17 protein-coding genes are annotated in these 18,856 nt (G+C 52.9%); 2 read left to right on the top strand and 15 right to left on the bottom strand.

Going from position 1 to position 18,856, the window contains the following annotated elements; all coding sequences use genetic code 11:
• Nucleotides 1–11 precede the first annotated feature (11 nt).
• The 15 genes from rnhB to rpsB all read right to left on the bottom strand — a co-directional run bounded on the left by rnhB (nucleotide 12) and on the right by rpsB (nucleotide 14,946).
• Entirely contained in the window at nucleotides 12–608 is a 597-nt protein-coding gene (gene rnhB / locus MUU47_RS05980) for a ribonuclease HII (RefSeq protein ID WP_258987286.1), read from the bottom strand.
• Nucleotides 605–1,750 carry a lipid-A-disaccharide synthase gene (gene lpxB, locus MUU47_RS05985; protein ID WP_258987287.1) on the bottom strand — a complete coding sequence of 382 codons (1,146 nt, stop codon included), beginning with the start codon at nucleotides 1,748–1,750 and terminating at the stop codon, nucleotides 605–607. Before lpxB ends, rnhB begins: the two co-directional genes overlap by 4 nt.
• Nucleotides 1,750–2,538 (bottom strand): acyl-ACP--UDP-N-acetylglucosamine O-acyltransferase, encoded by a 789-nt coding sequence (lpxA, locus tag MUU47_RS05990; RefSeq protein ID WP_110510850.1) that lies wholly within the window; start codon nucleotides 2,536–2,538, stop codon nucleotides 1,750–1,752. The genes lpxB and lpxA overlap by 1 nt, the downstream gene beginning before the upstream one ends.
• A gap of 3 nt (nucleotides 2,539–2,541) precedes the next feature.
• Entirely contained in the window at nucleotides 2,542–2,997 is a 456-nt protein-coding gene (fabZ, locus tag MUU47_RS05995) for a 3-hydroxyacyl-ACP dehydratase FabZ (RefSeq protein WP_110510849.1), read from the bottom strand.
• A 102-nt stretch (nucleotides 2,998–3,099) separates the two neighbouring features.
• Nucleotides 3,100–4,125: a UDP-3-O-(3-hydroxymyristoyl)glucosamine N-acyltransferase gene (gene lpxD / locus MUU47_RS06000; protein ID WP_258987288.1), complete on the bottom strand. Its 1,026-nt coding sequence runs from the start codon at nucleotides 4,123–4,125 to the stop codon at nucleotides 3,100–3,102.
• Nucleotides 4,126–4,128: 3 nt separating this feature from the next.
• A complete protein-coding gene (skp, locus tag MUU47_RS06005; RefSeq protein WP_258987289.1) occupies nucleotides 4,129–4,623 on the bottom strand; it encodes a molecular chaperone Skp in 495 nt (164 codons plus the stop codon).
• A gap of 125 nt (nucleotides 4,624–4,748) precedes the next feature.
• Nucleotides 4,749–7,154, bottom strand: coding sequence for an outer membrane protein assembly factor BamA (gene bamA / locus MUU47_RS06010; protein ID WP_258987290.1), 2,406 nt, complete (start codon nucleotides 7,152–7,154; stop codon nucleotides 4,749–4,751).
• 30 nt (nucleotides 7,155–7,184) lie between these two features.
• On the bottom strand, nucleotides 7,185–8,537 hold the full coding sequence (gene rseP, locus MUU47_RS06015; RefSeq protein ID WP_258987291.1) for a sigma E protease regulator RseP: 1,353 nt from the start codon (nucleotides 8,535–8,537) through the stop codon (nucleotides 7,185–7,187).
• Between the two features lie 11 nt (nucleotides 8,538–8,548).
• Nucleotides 8,549–9,406: a phosphatidate cytidylyltransferase gene (gene cdsA, locus MUU47_RS06020; RefSeq protein WP_258987292.1), complete on the bottom strand. Its 858-nt coding sequence runs from the start codon at nucleotides 9,404–9,406 to the stop codon at nucleotides 8,549–8,551.
• Nucleotides 9,407–9,418: 12 nt separating this feature from the next.
• Nucleotides 9,419–10,177, bottom strand: coding sequence for a (2E,6E)-farnesyl-diphosphate-specific ditrans,polycis-undecaprenyl-diphosphate synthase (gene ispU / locus MUU47_RS06025; protein WP_258987293.1), 759 nt, complete (start codon nucleotides 10,175–10,177; stop codon nucleotides 9,419–9,421).
• Nucleotides 10,178–10,363: 186 nt separating this feature from the next.
• Nucleotides 10,364–11,560: a 1-deoxy-D-xylulose-5-phosphate reductoisomerase gene (ispC, locus tag MUU47_RS06030; protein ID WP_258987294.1), complete on the bottom strand. Its 1,197-nt coding sequence runs from the start codon at nucleotides 11,558–11,560 to the stop codon at nucleotides 10,364–10,366.
• Nucleotides 11,561–11,651: 91 nt separating this feature from the next.
• Nucleotides 11,652–12,209 (bottom strand): ribosome recycling factor, encoded by a 558-nt coding sequence (gene frr, locus MUU47_RS06035; protein WP_110510841.1) that lies wholly within the window; start codon nucleotides 12,207–12,209, stop codon nucleotides 11,652–11,654.
• A gap of 164 nt (nucleotides 12,210–12,373) precedes the next feature.
• A complete protein-coding gene (pyrH, locus tag MUU47_RS06040) occupies nucleotides 12,374–13,099 on the bottom strand; it encodes a UMP kinase (protein ID WP_110510840.1) in 726 nt (241 codons plus the stop codon).
• Nucleotides 13,100–13,249: 150 nt separating this feature from the next.
• A complete protein-coding gene (tsf, locus tag MUU47_RS06045) occupies nucleotides 13,250–14,101 on the bottom strand; it encodes a translation elongation factor Ts (protein WP_258987295.1) in 852 nt (283 codons plus the stop codon).
• A gap of 119 nt (nucleotides 14,102–14,220) precedes the next feature.
• Nucleotides 14,221–14,946: a 30S ribosomal protein S2 gene (gene rpsB, locus MUU47_RS06050; protein WP_110510838.1), complete on the bottom strand. Its 726-nt coding sequence runs from the start codon at nucleotides 14,944–14,946 to the stop codon at nucleotides 14,221–14,223.
• A 320-nt stretch (nucleotides 14,947–15,266) separates the two neighbouring features.
• Here rpsB and map point away from each other — a divergent pair, with 320 nt between their 5' ends.
• Nucleotides 15,267–16,061, top strand: a complete 795-nt coding sequence (gene map, locus MUU47_RS06055; protein ID WP_125352687.1) for a type I methionyl aminopeptidase — start codon at nucleotides 15,267–15,269, stop codon at nucleotides 16,059–16,061.
• Between the two features lie 131 nt (nucleotides 16,062–16,192).
• The gene (gene glnD, locus MUU47_RS06060) at nucleotides 16,193–18,856 is read left to right on the top strand and encodes a bifunctional uridylyltransferase/uridylyl-removing protein GlnD (RefSeq protein ID WP_258987296.1); all 2,664 of its coding nucleotides are present in this window, start codon (nucleotides 16,193–16,195) and stop codon (nucleotides 18,854–18,856) included.

Genomic DNA, 18,856 nt, shown 5'->3' on the forward strand with positions numbered 1-18,856 from the left:
GCTTTACTTATTCAGGCAATGCCCAGAGCGCGTTTAACAGGCCCGAAACTGCGCCGGTGGTGTTCGGTGGCGCCATGTAGAGCCAGCTTTTCCAGATGGAAAGCCGTAGGGTATCCCTTGTGCTGCGCGAAGCCATATTCGGGGAAGGTAATGTCCAGCGCGGACATTTCCGCATCGCGCGACACTTTCGCCAGAATAGACGCTGCACTGATTTCCGCGACCCGGCTGTCGCCTTTGATGACCGCCATTGACGGCATCGGCAGAGTCGGACAGCGATTGCCGTCAATCAGCACGTATTCAGGTGAAATGTGCAGACCTGCTACGGCACGCTGCATCGCCAGCATCGTGGCATGCAGAATGTTGAGTTCGTCGATTTCGTGCGGCTCCGCACGACCGAGGCTCCAGCTTAACGCCTTCTCCTTGATTTCATCGAACAGCGCCAGGCGGCGTTTTTCACTCAATTTTTTGGAATCATTCAGACCGATAATCGGCCGCGCCGGATCGAGGATTACCGCAGCGGTAACCACCGCGCCCACTAACGGACCGCGACCCACTTCGTCGACACCCGCTACCAGATGAGTGTGCGGATAGATAAAGATGTCTGTCATTGTGCCAGCTCCAGCACCGCGTTGGCTGCCTGCTCGTCGGCATTGCAGCGAATCTGCTGGTGCAGTTCACGGAAGGTGTCATGCATTGCATGGCGAGTTTTGCCATCTGCCAGTAGCGGCTGTAGCGCTTTTGCGAGCAGCTCAGGCTGACACTCATCCTGCAAGAGTTCCTTCACCAGTTCCCGGCCTGCCAGCAAGTTAGGCAGCGACACGTAGTCGGTTTTCACCAGTCGCTTCGCCAGCCAGAAGGTAAACGGCTTCATGCGATAACCGACAACCATTGGGCATTTCGCCAGCATGCATTCGAGCGCCGCTGTACCTGAGGCCAACAGAGCAGCATCGCTGGCAATCATCGCTTCTCGCCCCATACCGTTGAGCATGTGAACGCTCAGGTCGGGCGCCACTTCCGCTTTGATACGCTCAAACTGCTCGCGGCGTTTGGCATTCACCAGCGGCACAACTACTTCCAGATCGGGATAGTGGTTGCGCAGTAGCTGTGCGGTTTTCAGGAAATCGGCACTGAGCATTTCCACTTCGGCGCCGCGACTGCCTGGCAGCAGTGCCAGACAATGGACATCGTGGGCAATGCCCAGTGTATCTCTGGCAGCGTTTTTATCAGGTTCCAACGGCATGGCATCTGCCATGGTGTGGCCGATAAACCGGCAGGGAACATTGAATCGGTCATAAAACGCTTTTTCGAAAGGCAGAAATGCGAGCACCAGATCGGTGGCTCTGCCAATTTTGAAAACACGTTTTTGCCGCCAGGCCCAGACGGACGGGCTGACGTAATGAATAGTTTTGATGCCGTGTTTCTTCAGATTCCCTTCAAGGGTGATGTTGAAGTCAGGCGCATCAATGCCGACGAAAACGTCCGGCTTGAGTTCAGTAAAACGACGGGTGAGATCGGCACGAATGTGCAGCAGACGACGCAGACGACCGAGGACTTCGACAATCCCCATTACCGCCAGCTCTTCCATTTCGTACCAGGCTTCACAGCCTTCAGCCTGCATCAATGGCCCTGCGACACCGACGAATCGGGCATTCGGCACCCGCGCTTTCAATGCGCGAATCAGACCGGCACCAAGAATATCGCCGGAGGTTTCTCCGGCGACCAGGGCAATCGTTAATGGGCGTTCAGACATTAACGAATCAAACCACGCGTAGAGCGTTCGAAGAAGTCAGAGAAAGCTTTCACTTCAGGGTGTTGCTCTGCAAGTTCAGCAATTTCTGGTTTGGCTTCTTCCAACGTTTTACCGCTGCGGTACAGCACTTTATACGCATTGCGAATCGCAATGATCGCTTCTCTGCTGAAACCACGGCGCTTCAGCCCTTCGATGTTTACACCGTAAGGCGTGGCGTGGTTGCCCTGTGCGATAACGTACGGAGGGACGTCCTGAGCTACGCCGGAGCAGCCACCAACCATCACATGTGCACCAATGGTGCAGAACTGATGGACAGCCGTCATACCACCAACAATCACAAAGTCGTCCAGAGATACGTGACCTGCCAGCGTTGCGTTGTTGGCAAGGATACAGCGATCGCCGACTGTACAATCATGCGCCACGTGGGCGTTGATCATCAGCAGGTTGTCGCTGCCTACCTTCGTCAATCCGCCGCCCTGTACTGTGCCACGATGAATGGTGACGCTTTCGCGGATGCGGTTGCGATCGCCAATCTCCACACGGGTCGGTTCGCCAGCGTATTTAAGATCCTGGTTAACTTCCCCGATAGAAGCAAACTGATAGATTTCATTGTCACGGCCAATAGTCGTATGACCGTTAACCACAACATGAGACTTCAGTACGGTTCCTTCGCCAATGCTGACGTCTGAACCTACAATACAAAACGGACCAATGTGCGCGTTGGCACCGATAACGGCACCCTCTTCCACAATGGCAGTAGGATGGATAAAGGCAGTTTTATCAATCACGTATCAGGCCTCCCGGCTACGAGCACACATCATCGTCGCTTCGCAAACAACTTTACCGTCAACCATCGCCACGCCTTTAAAGCGGGTGAGGCCACGGCGAGTCTTCTCAAAGGTGACTTCCATGATCATCTGATCTCCAGGCACGACTGGACGCTTAAAGCGCGCTTCATCAATACCTGCGAAGTAATAAAGTTCACCTGGTTCGAGTTTACCCACGCTCTTGAATGCCAGAATACCAGTAGCTTGCGCCATGGCTTCCAGAATCAGCACGCCTGGAAAAATCGGTTTGCCCGGAAAATGCCCCTGGAAAAACGGCTCATTCACGGTGACATTTTTAACTGCGCGCAGAAAACGACCTTCTTCAAAGTCCAGCACACGATCGACCAGTAAAAACGGGTAACGGTGTGGCAGAAGCTCCAGAATCTCTTCAATGTGCAGAGTATGAGTGTCAGTAGTCAAAATACTCTTCCTGTCTAAATATACTGAAATGCAATAATAACACGGCCTGCCGGATTATAAGAAATCAGACAGGCCGGGAAGGTTGGCGCTTAGGGTGAGTCGTTAGTCTTGTTGACTGGTTTTACGCTCAAGAGCTTTGAGGCGCTTGCTCATGTCATCAATATTCATCACCAGCGCGGCGGTTTTACGCCAGGCCTTGTTCGGCTGCAGCGGTATGCCTGAGGAGTATACACCAGGCTCAGTGATCGGGCGCATAACCATGCCCATTCCGGTCACTGTGACTTTGTCGCAGATTTCCATGTGGCCATTGATAACGCTCGCACCGCCGATCATGCAGTAACGGCCAATTTTCAGGCTGCCTGCCATGATAACGCCGCCTGCAACGGCGGTATTGTCACCGATGACCACGTTGTGCGCAATCTGACACTGGTTATCAATGATAACGCCGTTGCCGATAACGGTATCGTCAAGCGCACCGCGATCGATAGTGGTGCATGCACCGATCTCCACGCGATCGCCAATAATGACGCGGCCTAGCTGGGGGATCTTCACCCAGTTGCCACGATCATTGGCGTAGCCGAAGCCATCTGAGCCGATAACGGTGCTGGATTGGATCAGGCAGTTTTCACCGATCGCAATTTCATGGTAAACGGAGACGTTCGCCCACAGGCGCGTTCCGGCACCGACAGTCGTGTCTTTACCAATGAAACAACCCGCACCAATGCGGACGTTATCGCCGAGAACAACTCCGGATTCGATAACCGCATTTGCCCCGATAGAGACGTTTTGACCGAGTTTCGCCGTCGCATCAACCACTGCGCTCGGGGCGATATCCTGCGCCGGCTGCGGCGTAGAATCGAGAATTTGGGCCATACGGGCGTAAGTCAGGTAGGGATTCTTCACTACCAGCGCCGCGCTTTTGGCAAAAGGTAAGTCGTCCGCCGTCATCACAACAGCAGAGGCCTGGCACAAGGCCAGGTGCTCACGGTACTTAGGATTTACCATGAACGTGATATGACCTGCTTTAGCGGATTGCATGGACGCAACAGCGGTGATGACGATATCGCCATCACCGTGTAATTCTGCATCCAACTGCTGAGCTAAATCAGCCAGTCGAATTGAAGGCATTACTTATTTAACCTGTTTCAGCACATCAGCGGTGATGTCTTTAACGTCACTGCTGTTGTAAGCAACGGTGTTTGCGTCAACAACCAGATCGATTTTCTGGTCAGCCGCTACGCTCTTCACTGCAGCCTGGATACGCGTAACCAGTTTGCCACGTTCTTCGTTAGAACGACGGGTACGATCCTGCTCAAAAGCCTGAGCTTTCTGAGAGAACGCCTGGCGCTGAGACATGATGTCTTTTTCCATCTTGCTGCGATCGCTCGCTTTCATGGTTGAGCCGTCACGTTGCAGACGCTGCATTTTGCTCTGCAGATCGGATTCTTGACGCTGCAGTTCGCTTGCACGACCTTTGAACTCGTTTTCCAGAGTCGCAGAAACACCTGTTTTCTGTGCAACCTGCTGGAACAAATTACCCATGTTAACAATTGCAATAGTATCTGCTGCTTGCGCAGACGCTGCCATTGCTAAACCCAGACCTGCAGCTAATAACCACTTTTTCACAATAAAACTCCTTACCATCCCATGAATGCCCGAAGGCACCGTTTTTTGCGAAGTCATGCAACCACGCGAGTGATCGTCAGATGTCATCGCTACTACTGCTACTTGCATTCCTTTGCACAAAACAATTACCAGGTTTTACCAATGTTAAACTGGAACTGTTCTGCTTTGTCTCCATCGTACTTTTTGAACGGTTGGGCGTAGGAGAAGACCAACGGCCCCAATGGCGACATCCATTGTAATGCGATACCTGCAGACATACGGATATTGCCCGCGTCGCCGTAATCAGGCACCCCTGCGGCTTGCATCTGCGCGGTGTTTTCCCAATTTGTATCCCAGACGGTACCGGCATCCCAGAAGAATGACGTACGGACTGAGTTGGCATATTTATCACTGATAAACGGCGTTGGAACAATCAGCTCAGCACTGGCCACGGCCATTGCGTTACCACCGACGGCGTCGTCAGATTTACACAAGGTTTTGTTACCACAGTTATCCTGATTCGGGCCGTAGTAAACCGCTTTAGGACCGATGTTGTTCGACTGGAAACCACGGACGGAACTTGAACCACCGGCATAGAAGTTTTCATAGAACGGCAGTTCTTTGCCGCCCAAACCATCACCGTAGCCCCAACGTGTACGACCCAACAGCACCCACTTGTGATCGTTATCGATCGGGAAGTAGGACGCGGTATCGAGCGTCACTTTGTAGAATTCGTTATCGGAGCCTGGGATTGTGACTTTACCATTCAGGTTAACGCGTGAACCTTCCGTCGGGAAGAACCCGCGGTCAAGGTGGTTATACGTCCAACCGTAGTTGAAGGTGAAATCATTCGCAGAGAAACTTGAATCGGTGTTATTAGTGCTCGTACCCTGGCCGATCGAATCCAGGTAGCGGTTCATTGCCACCTGTGGCTGCATATTGGACAGGTCGTTATGCACGTAACCCAGACCCGCACGCAGCGTGTTGTATTCATTAATCGGGAAGCCCAACGTTCCATCAAGGCCGTAGCTCTTGTTGGTGTACGAAGAAAGGTCCGCATCATCGGCTTTAAAGTCATTGTAGAAGATACGACCGCCGAGACTCACGCCATCAACCGTAAAGTACGGATTGGTCACGGAGAACTCAGAGTAAGTCTGATAGTCGTTCTTGGTACCGTTGATGCCGACAGAGTAGCCTGTACCCAGCCAGTTATCCTGCTGAACGCCCACCTGGAAGCTAATGCCGCTTTCCGTGCCGTAACCCACACCAAAGTTGAAGCTACCGGTGTTACGTTCTTTCACCTTGTAGACAACATCAACCTGATCCGGACTGCCTGGTACGCGCTGCGTATCCACATCAACGGTTTCGAAGTATCCCAAACGGTTCAGACGTTCTTTACCGGAATCCACGAGATCACTGCCAAGCCATGAACCTTCCATCTGACGCATTTCACGACGCAGGACCGCATCTTTGGAGGTATCGTTACCTTCAAAACGAATCTTACGCACGTAGTAACGGTTACCCGCATCGACGCTCACGTGCAGCTTGACGGTCTTGTCAGCATCATTGATTTCAGGCTGAGACTGTACGCGTGGATAGGCGTAGCCATAGCGACCCAAAAGTTTCTTGATGTTATCTTCCATTTTGGTCACTTTGGCACCGTTGTAGAGCTCACCTGGCTCTACTTTGGTCAGGCTTTCAATCTCCGCAGAGTGGCCTGCCAGGTTGCCACTGACCTCAACGCCCGACAGCTTGTACTGATCGCCTTCGGTAATGTTGACGGTGATGTAGATACCTTTTTTATCCGGCGTCAGGCTGACCTGAGTGGAATCGATATTGAAACGTGCGTAACCGCGATCCAGATAGTAGCTACGCAAGGTTTCAAGGTCGCCCGCGAGTTTCTGTTTCTGGTATTTACGATCGCCGACGACGTTCCACCACGGCACTTCGTCACGCAGCTGGAAGTTAGAGATCAGCTCATCGGTGCTGAACGCATGGTTACCGACGATGTTGATCTGTTGAATTTTGGCCGATACGCCTTCCTGGAAGACCAGTTTTAGGTCAACACGGTTACGCGGCAGCGGAGTCACAACGGCTTTAACGCTCGCGCTGTACTTACCGACACTGTAATAGAAGTCTTCCAGTCCCTTCTCGATATCACCGAGAGTGGTACGGTCGAGAGATTCGCCAACGCGAACGCCAGAGGCTTCGAGGTTCTGTTTGAGCATGTCATCTTTCACCGATTTATTACCGGAAAAAGTGATACTGGCAATCGTTGGGCGCTCTTTGACCTGCACCAACAACGTATCACCATCACGCAGAACACGAACATCCTCGAAGTTGCCAGTGGCAAACAGCGCACGGATGGTGTTACTGATGTCTTCATCAGTAACCGTATCGCCAGGACGAACTGGCATGCTGAGGAGGGCCGCACCAACAGCGACTCGCTGCAGGCCTTCGAAATGAATATCCTTCACTACGAATCCGTCAGCACCGTATACGGTCGCGCTGCCGAACAGCAGCGACGCTATGAGCAACTTTTTCATCGCCATCGTTATTATGCGTTCTTCCTAACACTCTCTCTACAACCGAGAGAAATCATTGAAAAGTGCAAGCCCCATTAACAGCACCAGCAATATTGAGCCAATGCGATAACTAAAGTCTTGAACTCGCTCGGATACCGGTCCGCCCTTCAGCTTTTCAATCGCCAGGAAGAGCAGATGACCCCCGTCTAAAACGGGTAGCGGGAACAGGTTGATAATGCCCAGATTCACACTGATGAGCGCAAGAAACATCAGATAGTAAATCAACCCAAACTCCGCTGACATCCCAGCCCCCTGAGCAATCGAAATTGGCCCACTGAGGTTGTTCAGTTTTACGTCACCGGTTATCAATTTCCCCAGCATCTGAACCGTCAACTTCATCAACTGCCCGGTTTTATCCGTGGCCTGAATGATGGCTGCGAACGGCCCGTACTGGCGCACTGTCTTGTACTCTTCGGGTAACGGGATGATTTTTGGAACCACCCCCGCAAACCCTTCAGCTTTCCCTTTACCGGGCTTTGTATCTGGTATCAGCGTTAAAGACAAGGAACTCCCTTGTCTGTCTATCTCCAGGCGCAGCGGCTTGCCGGGATTGTCTCGCACCAGAGTGACAAATGTCATCCACTGTGTGAGTGGCTGACCATCGACTTTAACGATCCTGTCGCCTGCTTGCAAACCTGCTTTGCGCGCGGCAGAGTCAATTTGCACTTCAGCCAGCACCGTCTCGACCTGTGCACCACGTGGTCGAATCCCCAGTGACGTGACGGGATCTTCCTTATCGGGCTCAAATGCCCAGTGGCGCAGATTAAGAATTTTATCCTGACGCTGCTGTGTTCCAAAAGGTGCAACGGTGAGCGTCGTTTGCTCATCGCCAATTTTTGTCACCAGCGCCAGACGGACTGCATCCCAATCAGGCGTTTCGATACCATCCACGGCTTTAAGTTCCGTGCCTGGTGCAATTTGTGCTTCTGCAGCAATCGAATTGGGCGTTATTTCACCAATAACCGGGCGCACACCAGGGACACCGATGATAAACACCAGCCACCAGGCGAAAATGGCAAAGATGAAATTGGCGATCGGACCGGCCGCAATAATAGCCGCACGCTGGCCAACGGTCTTATTGTTGAAGGCGTGGTGACGCATCTCCGGCGCTACCGGTTCGACGCGCTCATCCAGCATTTTGACGTAACCGCCCAGAGGGATAAGGGCGATGACATATTCGGTTCCCTGACGGTCAACACGACGCCAGAGCGCTTTACCAAAACCAATGGAAAAGCGCTCCACACGGACGCCGCAACGACGAGCAACCCAGAAATGACCAAATTCATGCACGGTGATTAATACACCCAGTGCAACAATGAATGCCGCCAGATTCCAGAGAATGCTCAGCATAAACCCTTCCGTTAAATCGTCCTGAAGACTAAAAGTAGCAGGCAAGCAAACACCGGAACCGCAGCCGTCAGGCTGTCAATTCGGTCAAGAATGCCACCGTGCCCAGGGATCAAACTCCCACTGTCTTTGATGCCGGCTTCTCGTTTAAACATACTTTCTGTTAAATCGCCCAGCACGGATGCCAGCGCGGCAACCAGAGAACACGTTAACAGCGTCGTTGGCGCAACGTCCAGATTCACACACAGACCATAAACCCAGGAGATAACCGCCGCAGTGAACAGCCCGCCAAGAAAACCTTGCCAGGTCTTGCCCGGAGAAACTTTTGGCGCCAGTTTATGTTTACCGAACAGCTTACCGAACATGTAGGCACCGGAATCAGCACCCCACACCAGAATCATGATGTAGAGCAGCCAAATCGCACCGCTGTAATGGTTATCATCATAATGCCAGGCACGCAGCGTCAGCATTCCCCAGAAGAAAGGGATAATGGTCAACAGACCAAACACCAGACGCAGCGTTTTGGAATTACGCCACAGCGCAGCAGAACCCGGATAAAACAACACCAACAGCAGTGCGACTATCCACCAGCCCAACGAGGCCCAAAGGGAGCCTTCAACCAGCGGTTGATGGACGTTGTGATGGTATTCCGGAAGCCAAAAGAGCATCGCGGAGAGAATTAATCCGCAAAGCACCGCCAGCCATACTCGCTGTGAACGAGATTTAAAACCGCTTAATTGACCCCATTCCCAGGCCGCCAGCATGCACACCACCAGGGTGACAATAGCGAAACCTATTGGCGGCAAAAGAAACAACGCCGCAATAACAACGGGTATTAAAACGAAAGCAGAGATCAGGCGATACTTCAGCAAGAGCTACCCCCATCAGGCTTTGTCGTCACCAGCCTCTGTGCCGCCGAAACGACGCTCTCGATTGGCAAAGGCATGCAACGCCCCTTCAAAGTCTTGTTCATCGAAATCGGGCCAGAGAACATCTGTAAAGTAAAGTTCGGCATAGGCAATTTGCCACAACAAAAAGTTACTAATGCGATGCTCTCCCCCTGTCCTAATTACTAAATCTACGGGAGCCAGTTCATGCATGCAGATTTGCTGAGCCAGCAAATCTTCGGTGATATCCTCAGGCCGCAACAGCCCTTCCTGGATTTGTGCAGCAAGATGCTGTACCCCCTGAATAATGTCCCAGCGGCCACCATAATTCGCAGCAATATTCAGCGTCAGACCGGTGTTGTTCTCGGTCAGCGCTTCTGCTTTACGAATACGCTCCTGTAAACGGGCGTTAAAGCGGCGGGTATCACCGATAATGCGCAAGCGTACATTGTGTCTGTGTAGGCTTTTTACTTCACTGTCCAGTGCCCAAACGAACAGTTCCATCAATGCGCTGACTTCCTGCTCTGGGCGATTCCAGTTCTCACTGCTAAAGGCGTAAAGCGTTAACGCCTCAATACCGTTATTTGCCGCAAAAGAGACGGCACGCCGCACCGATTTCGCTCCGGCTTTATGGCCGAAGGCACGGATCTTGCCTTGTCTCTTCGCCCAGCGACCGTTGCCGTCCATAATGATGGCCACATGATGGCAGCCGTGGGATGGCAGGTTCTCGCTGATTGGTTGGTTAGCAGACAACATAACGCGTTATTAGTCCATGAAAAGGAATTAGCGGTACCGGAATACAGACGCTTAGCGCAAAAAAGCCGTGTAAATCCACGGCTCCCTCAATAACACTTTGTCGTTACAGCGTTATCGGATGGCGCAGACTATAACACTGAAGCCCAGCGCTAACAAATGCCTGCGTGCCCGTTGCACGGATAATCATCAGCTTGCGAAGCGCATCACCTGCTGGTTTGCGACACTTCTTGCACGCGCGTCGACTTCCATCACCTCATCCACACATTCTGGCTCTTGCAAATTCAGAATGGACAGGACTTCGAGGTTCACGGCAGCAATGTCCGTGAAGTGAATTTTCGACGTCAGAAATGCCTCAACGCTCACTTCATTGGCGGCGTTCAGCGCGGTAGTTGCCGCCTGTCCCTGATCAAATGCGTCCATTGCCAGCTTCAGGCACGGGTAACGCTGATAATCAGGTTCTGCAAACGACAGCTCGCTTAATGCTTTGAAATCCAATGGATTAACGCCAGACTCAACGCGACCCGGCCAGGCCATAGTATGGGCAATTGGCGTGCGCATATCCGGCTCACCAAGCTGGGCCAGCACGCTGCCGTCACGGTAGCGCACCATCGAATGAATCACGGACTGCGGATGGATAATGACTTCCATCTGTTGAGCAGATGCGTTAAATAGCCAGCGCGCTTCTATGTATTCCAGACCTTTGTTCATCATGGTGGCAGAATCGACTGAAATTTTACGTCCCATCGACCAGTTCGGATGACGACAGGCCTGATCCGGCGTCATATCGCGCAGTTCAGACAGAGGCGTTTCACGGAACGGGCCACCAGATCCGGTAAGCAGAATCGACAAAACGCCATTCTGCTCAAGGGAAGCGTAACCCAGCTGATTTTGAATTGTTTCCGGTAAACTCTGAAAAATGGCGTTGTGCTCGCTGTCGACTGGCAGCAGACGCGCTCCGCTCTCTTTCACAGCGTCCATAAACAAACGTCCACAAGTGACCAGCGACTCTTTATTGGCAAGCAGAATGGTTTTTCCGGCGCGAATAGCCGCCAGCGTCGGCATCAATCCTGCGGCACCGACAATCGCCGCCATCACCTGGTCGACATCATCCAGCGCAGCGACATCGCAAGCAGCCTGTTGGCCACTCAGAACTTCCGTCTGGCTCCCGTGCTGACGCAGCGCAACAATCAGCGCAGCGGCGCTTTGCGCATCGTCCATAACGGCGTATTGCGGGGAGAACTCCAGGCATTGCTCAACCATACGCTCGACGTTTTTCCCGGCCACCAGCGCGGCAACAGAGAAAAGGCCGCGATTATTACGCACCACATCCAGCGTGCTGCAGCCAATGGAGCCTGTGGAGCCCAGAACGGTTAAATGCTTCATGAAAAATCCGAAGAAGAAAGTCTAAAAAGCAAAACGCCGCCAGCAAAACCCGAAGGTTTCCTGAACGGCGTTCATCAGATAACGTCAGAAATCAGAACTGCATCAATTCCGCTTCTTTTTCTGCCAGCGCCGCGTCCACTTTCTTGATAGCCGCGTCGGTCATTTTCTGCACATCGTCCTGGGAACGACGGTCGTCATCTTCGCTGATCTCTTTGTCTTTCAGCAGCGCTTTAACTTTATCGTTCGCATCACGGCGGACGTTACGCACGGAAACACGCGCTTGTTCTGCTTCACCGCGTACGATCTTGGTCAGATCTTTACGACGTTCTTCAGTCAGCGGAGGCAGCGGAACGCGAATGTCGGTGCCCGCAGAGCTCGGGTTCAGACCGAGATCGGACGCCATAATCGCTTTCTCAACGGCCGGGCTCAGAGAGCGGTCGAATACGTTGATTTTCAGGGTACGGGAATCTTCTACCGTCACGCTTGCCAGCTGACGCAACGGAGTCGGTGTACCGTAGTATTCGACAACGATGCCATCGAGCAGGCTTGGGGAAGCACGGCCCGTGCGGATTTTGCTGATCTGGTTTTTGAATGATTCTACGCATTTTTCCATGCGCACTTCGGCATCTTTTCTGATATCGCTAATCACGTTACGAATCCTTGAAATCTTGTCTCAGGCTGACCATACGCCACACCCGCCGATATGCGAGTGCGGTAAGTATAGCCCGTATAATTCCTGGCGCCGAAAAGGGCGGCCTGGTAAGCATCGCAAAATTAAAGTGGAATCTTACCTTTATTTCTCACTGACGGGTATTACTCAGTGATCAGTGTGCCTTCTTTTTCACCCATCACCACGCGACGCAGCGCGCCTGCTTTGTTCATGTTGAACACACGAATCGGCAGTTTATGATCACGAGCCAACGTGAACGCGGCAAGATCCATCACTTTTAGCTCTTTATCCAGTACTTCAGCATAGCTCAGCTGATCGTACATTGTCGCAGAAGGATCTTTTGCCGGGTCAGCGGTAAATACGCCGTCAACTTTGGTGGCTTTCAGTACCACGTCCGCTTCAATTTCGATACCGCGTAAGCACGCTGCGGAATCAGTGGTGAAGAACGGGTTACCGGTACCGGCGGAGAGGATAACTACGCGGTTATTACGCAGCAGGCTGATAGCCTCTGCCCAGCTGTAGTTGTCACACACGCCATTCAGCGGAATGGCGGACATCAGGCGGGCGTTCACATAGGCGCGATGGAGCGCATCACGCATAGCCAGGCCGTTCATGACGGTTGCCAGCATGCCCATGTGGTCGCCCACAACGCGGTTCATACCCGCTTTTGCCAGACCCGCACCACGGAAAAGGTTACCACCACCAATCACCACACCGACCTGGATCCCCAGTTCGACCAGTTCTTTAATTTCCTGCGCCATACGATCGAGAATGCTGGCATCGATACCGAAGCCTTCAGTTCCCTGCAGTGCTTCGCCACTGAGCTTCAGCAGAATGCGTTTGTAGACGGGTTTTGCATTGGTAGCCATATTTCTTTCCTGGGACTGTCAACGTTTGAAAGGGGTAAATTCTGGCGACAAGGATATGTCGCGCATCAGTGCAAGCCAATAGGAGCCTGACTAATTTTTACTTAATGGGGCTCAAAAAGAAGCCGCCCTCAGGCGGCTTCTTGTCGATAATTAAGACTGCTTGGACATTGCAGCAACTTCTGCTGCGAAGTCAGTCTCAACTTTCTGGATACCTTCGCCCACTTCAAAGCGGATGAAGTTAGTCACGGTAGCGTTGTTCTCTTTCAGGAACTGGCCAACGGTCTTGCTTGGTTCCATCACGAAAGGCTGGCCGGTCAGAGAAACTTCGCCGGTGAATTTCTTCATGCGGCCTTCAACCATTTTCTCTGCGATTTCTTTCGGCTTACCGGACTGCATCGCGATATCCAGCTGTACCTGGTATTCTTTTTCTACCACGTCAGCAGACACGTCTTCTGGGTTTACGAATTCTGGCTTGCTTGCTGCGATGTGCATTGCAACTTGCTTAACCAGCTCTTCGCTCGCGCCAATAGCTGAAACCAGAACACCGATGCGGGCACCGTGCAGGTAGCTACCCAGCACTTCGCCTTCCAGAGCAGAAACGCGACGGATGTTGATGTTCTCGCCGATTTTCGCAACCAGAGCAACACGCTCTTCTTCGAACTGTGCTTTCAGAACTTCAACGTCAGTGATTTTGCCAGCAACTGCTGCATCCAGAACTTTGTTAGCGAAAGCCTGGAAACCGCCGTCTTTAGCGACGAAGTCAGTCTGACAGTTAACTTCCAGAATGATGCCGTAGTTGCCATTGATCTTAGTGATGATCACGCCGTCAGCGGCAACGTTGCCTGCTTTTTTCGCTGCTTTGATAGCACCGGATTTACGCATGTTTTCGATTGCCAGCTCGATGTCGCCATTCGCTTCAGTCAGGGCTTTTTTACAATCCATCATGCCTGCGCCAGTACGTTCACGCAGCTCTTTAACCAGGGAGGCGGTAATTTCAGCCATTCTAAAATCCTCGGGAAATTGAAACCGCCCGGCGTGGGGCCAAACGGTTATAAAAGTGAAAAAGGGGCCGCTTAAGAGGGCCCCTATCCATACTCGGTACTAATAAGGGCTAAACCTTATTATTCAGCTTCTACGAAGCTTTCTTCCGCCTGGGAAGCCAGATCCTGAGAACGGCCTTCACGTACGGTCTGAGCAACGGCATTCAGATACAGGCTAACTGCACGGATTGCATCGTCGTTACCCGGGATAACGAAATCAACGCCATCTGGATCAGAGTTAGTATCAACGATAGCAAATACTGGGATACCCAAGTTGTTTGCTTCTTTGATAGCGATGTGCTCGTGGTCTGCATCGACAACAAACAGTGCGTCCGGCAGGCCGCCCATGTCTTTGATGCCGCCCAGGCTGTTTTCCAGCTTGCCCAGTTCACGAGTGCGCATCAGCGCTTCTTTCTTGGTCAGCTTGTCGAAGGTGCCGTCCTGAGACTGAGTTTCCAGGTCTTTCAGACGTTTGATAGACTGACGAACGGTTTTCCAGTTAGTCAGCATACCGCCCAACCAGCGATGGTTCACGAAGAACTGATCGCAGTTCAGAGCCGCTTCTTTTACCGCTTCGCTTGCTGCGCGCTTGGTACCAACGATCAGGATCTTACCTTTGCGAGAGGAGATCTTGTTCAGTTCAGCCAGAGCTTCGTTGAACATTGGTACAGTTTTCTCAAGGTTGATGATGTGAACTTTGTTACGCGCGCCGAAGATGAAAGGCTTCATTTTCGGGTTCCAGTAACGGGTCTGGTGACCGAAGTGTACACCAGCCTTGAGCATGTCGCGCATGGAAACAGTTGCCATGTTTAAAACCTCTATATAAAAGTTGGGGTTATGCCTCCACGTATCCCATACGACCGACCCCGAAGGGCACCCCGGCGTATGTGCCGATACGTGTGTGTTATTACACAATGTGAGATTTGTCGCTGCCAGACCGTTTCTGTGTATATCAAACGGAATGGAAGTTCGGCGCGCTTTATACCATAAATTGCGAGTGGAAACCAATAAATGTTGGTGTGAAGCGCTGTAATGATTCTCAATTTGGCAGTCGATAGCGACGGCTGTTACCATTGTCAGCACTTACACTAGTATTGCCGATAAATCGGCCTCGATGGACAGAATTCATGGCTATCTCTATTAAGACCCCAGAAGAAATTGAAAAAATGCGCGTGGCGGGCCGTCTGGCTGCCGAAGTGCTTGAAATGATCGAACCGTACATCAAGCCAGGTGTCAGCACCGGCGAGCTGGATCGTATCTGTGACGATTACATTGTTAATACTCAGCATGCGGTCTCCGCCTGCCTGGGCTATCACGGCTTCCCGAAATCCGTGTGCATCTCTATTAATGAAGTGGTGTGCCACGGTATTCCGGATGACGAAAAGCTGCTGAAAGATGGCGACATCGTTAACATCGACGTGACCGTCATTAAAGACGAATACCACGGCGATACCTCCAAAATGTTCATCGTCGGCAAACCGACCATCCTCGGCGAACGTCTGTGCCGTGTGACTCAGGAAAGCCTGTATCTCGCCCTACGTATGGTGAAGCCGGGTATCCGTCTTCGCACGCTGGGTGCAGCAATTCAGAAGTTTGCCGAAGCGGAAGGTTTCTCCGTCGTGCGTGAGTATTGCGGGCACGGCATTGGCCGCGTGTTCCATGAAGAACCGCAGGTTCTGCACTATGATGCTGATGACGGCGGCGTAGTACTTCAGGCCGGGATGACGTTCACCATCGAGCCGATGGTCAACTCTGGTGATTACCGTATCCGCACCATGAAAGACGGCTGGACGGTGAAAACCAAAGACCGGAGCTTGTCTGCACAGTACGAGCATACTATTGTGGTGACAGATAACGGCTGCGAAATAATGACGTTACGCAAGGATGACACTATCCCGGCGATAATCTCGCACAACGAATGATGAAAAGCCGGCGCGAGTCGGCTTTTTTATGGCGGGCGTCCTGCCCGCCACCCTTCGGGCCGCCGCAAGCGACGTTAAAATCGCTCCCGGCGATTTTTAACAGGTAATCGTTTTTTCTTATGGGTGGCGCGATGAGCAATTTCTTATCTGACACAGCCTTACCTGTTCTGCCAGGCCAGCCGGAAAACCCGGTCAGTTGGGAAGACGCGGAGCTGAACTGCGCCAGTATCAAGGCGCGTCTCGATGCGTTCCAGCGCTGGCTAGGTGACGCCTTCGACAGCGGCACATCTGCCGAACAGCTGATGACCGCCCGTACGGAATACATCGATCAGATGCTCCAGCGTCTGTGGTTGCATTACGGTTTTGGTGACATCGAAGATGCGGCGCTGGTTGCCGTGGGTGGCTATGGCCGCGGCGAACTGCATCCGCTTTCTGATATCGACTTACTCATCCTCAGCCGCAAAAAATTGCCCGACGAGCTGGCGCAGAAAATTGGGGAGTTGCTGACGCTGCTGTGGGATCTCAAACTCGAAGTCGGCCACAGCGTGCGCACCCTCGAAGAGTGTTTGCTGGAGGGGCTTTCTGACCTCACTGTCGCCACTAACCTGATTGAATCACGCCTGCTGATTGGCGACGTTACCCTCTTTCTCGAGCTGCAAAAGCATATTTTCAGCGAAGGCTTCTGGCCATCGGAAAAGTTTTTTGCCGCTAAAGTCGAAGAACAAAACGGTCGCCACCAGCGCTATCACGGCACCAGCTACAACCTCGAGCCTGATATCAAAAGTAGCCCCGGCGGCCTGCGTGATATCCACACCCTGCAATGGGTGGCGCGTCGTCATTTTGGCGCGACCTCGCTGGATGAAATGGTCGGCTTTGGCTTCCTGACCGAAGCTGAACGCAACGAGCTGAACGAGTGCTTACACCTGCTGTGGCGTATCCGTTTTGCGCTGCATCTGGAAATTAACCGCTACGACAACCGTCTGCTGTTCGATCGCCAGCTGAACGTGGCCCAACGGCTCAACTACAGCGGCGAAGGCAATCAGCCGGTTGAGCAAATGATGAAGGATTTCTATCGCGTCACCCGCCGAGTGGGCGAGCTCAACCAGATGCTACTCCAGCTGTTTGATGAAGCGATCCTCGCGTTGACCGCCGATGAAAAGCCGCGCCCGATCGATGACGATTTCCAGCTGCGCGGCACGCTCATCGACCTGCGCGACGATACCCTGTTCATGCGCGAGCCGCAGGCAATTCTGCGCATGTTCCACATCATGGTACGCAACAGCAGCATTACCGGTATTTACTCGACGACGCTGCGGCATCTGCGCCATGCTCGCCGTCATCTGCAACAGCCGCTGTGCTACATCCCCGAAGCGCGCGAGCTGTTCCTGAGCATGTTACGTCACCAGGGCGCCGTCAGCCGGGGGCTGCTGCCAATGCACCGTCACAGCGTGCTGTGGGCGTACATGCCGCAATGGTCACACATTGTCGGCCAGATGCAGTTTGACCTGTTCCACGCCTATACCGTCGATGAACACACCATTCGCGTGCTGCTAAAGCTGGAAAGCTTCGCCAAAGAGGAAACGCGTTCACGCCATCCGCTCTGTGTCGAACTGTGGCCGCGTCTTAATCACCCGGAACTGATCCTGATTGCCGCGCTGTTCCACGATATCGCCAAAGGCCGCGGAGGCGATCACTCAGTGCTTGGCGCTCAGGACATCCTCAAATTTGCAGAACTGCACGGGCTGAACTCACGCGAAACACAGCTTGTTGCATGGCTGGTACGTCATCATTTACTGATGTCCGTCACCGCCCAACGCCGTGATATTCAGGACCCGGAAGTCATCAAACAGTTCGCCGAAGAAGTGCAAACCGAAAACCGCCTGCGGTATCTGGTCTGCCTGACCGTCGCCGATATCTGCGCCACCAACGAAACGCTGTGGAATAGCTGGAAGCAGAGCCTGTTGCGTGAACTCTATTTCGCCACCGAAAAACAGCTGCGCCGTGGAATGCAGAACACGCCTGACATGCGCGAACGCGTGCGCCATCATCAGCTTCAGGCGTTAGCCCTGCTGCGGATGGACAATATCGACGAAGAGGCGCTGCATCATATTTGGGCACGCTGTCGGGCCAACTACTTTGTACGCCACACGCCAAACCAGCTTGCGTGGCATGCCCGTCATCTGCTTCAACACGACCTGAACGATCCGATGATCCTGCTGAGCCCGCAGGCGACACGCGGCGGTACGGAAATATTTATCTGGAGCCCGGACCGTCCGTATCTGTTCGCCGCCGTTTGCGCTGAACTGGACCGCCGTAATCTCAGCGTGCACGACGCACAAATTTTTACCACCCGCGACGGGATGGCGATGGACACCTTTATCGTGCTCGAACCCGACGGCAGTCCACTGTCCGGCGACAGGCATGAAGCCATTCGTCACGGCCTTGAACAGGCCATCACTCAGCATTCGTGGCAGGCCCCTGCCCCACGTCGTCAGCCAGCGAAACTGCGTCATTTTACCGTCGATACCGAGGTCAATTTCCTGCCGACACATACCGACAGAAAATCGTTCCTCGAACTGATTGCGCTCGACCAGCCGGGTTTACTGGCATGCGTCGGCCAGGTCTTCTCGGACCTCGGCATTTCGCTCCACGGGGCGAGAATTACGACCATTGGTGAACGAGTAGAAGATTTATTTATAATCGCGACAGCCGACCGGCGTGCTCTTAATAATGTGCTTCAGCAAGAAGTACAACAGCGGTTGACAGCGGCCCTCAATCCAAACGATAAAGGGTAG

Source organism: Scandinavium hiltneri, from assembly GCF_024764835.1.
GTDB classification, from domain to species: Bacteria; Pseudomonadota; Gammaproteobacteria; order Enterobacterales; family Enterobacteriaceae; genus Scandinavium; species Scandinavium hiltneri.